Here is a 2,615-nt window from a genome sequence, read left to right on the forward strand (position 1 = left end):
TATATTTATATAATGTCATACAATATGAAGATTGTTATGGGAGGGTATTGTTGTATGGTATCTTATAATTACTTGCTGGACTTAGCGTTAATATTATTAAGTACAAAGATTTTAGGTATAATTACTAAAAGATTTAAGATGCCTCAAGTAGTAGGTGCATTATTAGCTGGATTAATTCTTGGTCCTGCAGTATTTAATATCTTAAAAGAGACAAATTTTATAATACAATTATCTGAACTTGGAGTTATCTTATTAATGTTTTCTGCAGGTTTAGACTCAGATTTAAAAGAATTAAAGAAAACAGGTAAAGCATCATTTATAATTGCAATATTTGGTGTAATAATTCCTTTAGTTGGAGGATTTTTAGTAGCATACTTTTTTAGAGACTTAGATATAATTAAGGGATCTACTACAAATGCCTTATTAGAAAATATATTTGTTGGTGTTATTTTGACAGCCACGTCAGTAAGTATCACAGTGGAAACTTTAAAAGAAATGGGAAAATTAAATACTTCTGCAGGGACTGCAATATTAGGAGCAGCTATTATAGATGATATACTTGGAATAGTTGCATTAACTATTATAAGCAGTATGGCAGATCCATCCATTAATGTTGGATTAATATTATTAAAAATAGTTGCATATTTTATATTTGTAATTATAATAGGAGTTTTTGTATATAAATTATTTGATACATGGATGAGACATGAAAATAGAGATAGGAGAAGATTTATAACAGCATCGTTAGTATTTTGTTTATTATTAGCTTATGTATCAGAAGAAGTATTTGGAGTTGCAGATATTACAGGCGCATTTATAGCAGGTTTAATCTTATCTAATGTATATAGAAAAGAATATGTATCTAGTAGAGTTGATATTGTATCTTACTCATTACTATCACAAGTATTTTTTGCAAGTATAGGTCTTAAGGTAGAATTACCTAATATGAGTATTGAAATAGTAATGTTTGCTATCATACTAACTATTGTAGCAATATTAACTAAAGTTATAGGAGCAGGAATAGGAGCAAAACTGTGTAAGTATTCAAATATAGAGTGTATACAAATCGGTACTGGTATGGTATCTAGAGGAGAAGTAGCACTTATAGTTGCAAGTAAGGGATCAGCACTTGGTGTACTTCAAAATGTAATGCTAGGTCCTATTATTATAGTAGTAGTTGTAACAACTATAATTTCACCTATTTTGTTAAATTTAGCTTTTAAAGATAAAAATGAAGTAAATGTTCAATGATAAATTTAGTATATAAAAAATGTCCCCCTTTGATATATTTTAAGGGGGACATTTTTTATTTCATAAGAGATTCTATTTCTTCTATTTCAATAGGAATATTAATAGATAAATTTTCGCAGCCATTATCAGTTATTAATAAGTCATTTTCAAGTCTTATACCGATTCCTTCTTCTTCTATATATAGTCCAGGTTCATTTGTTATTACACAACCTTTTTCTAATTTAGAATCTAATAACCATACATCATGTGTATCAAGACCTAATGAATGAGAAACTGAATGGAAATAGTATTTACTTATTTCATCTTCATTTTTTATAAGTCCTATTTTAATACATCCTTTAGCAAGTTCACTTTTAGCTATATCATTTAAATCTCTTAAAGTTAAACCCTTAATACACTTCCAGGGTTAACTAAAAATAGCTTAATTCCTAAAAGTGCAGCTGCAGCTGGACTAGACTTTCCTAGTTTGTTAGATAAAATTATAGAGTTCTCTTTATAAAATTTAAAATAAAATCGAGGTGATAATTTGTTATTCTCTAATCTTAAGATTAATAACAATGAGCCAATTTATATACAAATAAAAAATCATATTGTTGATATGATTTCTAAAGGACTAATACCTGATAAAAGTAAGCTCCCTTCTACAAGGGAGCTTAGTTCTCTTATAAAAGTTAGTAGAAATTCAGTTATTTTAGCATATGAAGAATTAAAATCTGAAGGATATATTTACTCTATTCCTGGAAAAGGCACATTTGCTAATTCAAAAAAAGATACTAGTAAAAGTAATTGGTATATAGATTGGAATATTATTGAAAATAATTATTCAAAAACTGCAAATTCTATGGATATTATAAAAAACGAAATATCTTGTACGCCTGATATAATATCTTTTAAAAGTATTTCTCCTGATGGTGAATTATTTAATATGGATGAATTAAAAAAATCATTTTTAAATAGGATTTCCCTTGAAGGACATAAACTACTTAACTATGGRTATGCTCAAGGTTATAGACCTCTTATAGACTATTTATTTGAATATATGAATAAAAAAGGCGTTGATACTTCTAATAAAGATATTTTGATAACTAATGGATTTACAGATGGATTAGATATTCTTTTATCATCATTTACATCTCCTGGAGATTATGTACTTTGTGAGAATCCAACACATAATACTACTATAAAGATTATGAAGGCATTAAATCTAAATCTTATTCCAGTAACTATAGATAAAAATGGTTTAGACTTTAATATGTTAAAAAAACAATTAATACAATATAAGGGTAAAATAAAATTTGCATATATTACCCCTTCTTATCATAATCCAACAGGTACTGTTATGTCTCCTGAGAGTAGATATAAAT

The 2,615-nt window shown here is 27.0% G+C and carries 3 protein-coding genes and 1 pseudogene; 3 read left to right on the plus strand and 1 reads right to left on the minus strand.

Translation table 11 applies throughout. The features are described from left to right. Nucleotides 1-1,251, plus strand: a 1,251-nt coding sequence (locus G3997_RS03915) for a cation:proton antiporter (protein WP_330616201.1), incomplete at its 5' end; no start/stop codon positions are given. 55 nt (nt 1,252-1,306) lie between these two features. On the opposite strand, the gene G3997_RS11805 is transcribed toward G3997_RS03915, so the two are convergent. Further along, nucleotides 1,307-1,645 carry a M24 family metallopeptidase gene (locus tag G3997_RS11805; protein ID WP_442971237.1) on the minus strand — a complete coding sequence of 113 codons (339 nt, stop codon included), beginning with the start codon at nt 1,643-1,645 and terminating at the stop codon, nt 1,307-1,309. A gap of 6 nt (nt 1,646-1,651) precedes the next feature. Here G3997_RS11805 and G3997_RS11555 point away from each other — a divergent pair. Both G3997_RS11555 and G3997_RS03930 read left to right on the plus strand, forming a co-directional pair. After that, a pseudogene (locus G3997_RS11555) lies at nt 1,652-1,750 on the plus strand (D-alanine--D-alanine ligase); the annotation flags it as partial. Between the two features lie 27 nt (nt 1,751-1,777). Next, nucleotides 1,778-2,615 (plus strand): aminotransferase-like domain-containing protein (locus tag G3997_RS03930; RefSeq protein WP_296648449.1); only part of this gene is annotated, 838 nt, incomplete at its 3' end.

The organism is Romboutsia sp. 13368, from assembly GCF_018336475.1.
In the GTDB taxonomy this organism is placed as follows: Bacteria; Bacillota; Clostridia; order Peptostreptococcales; family Peptostreptococcaceae; genus Romboutsia.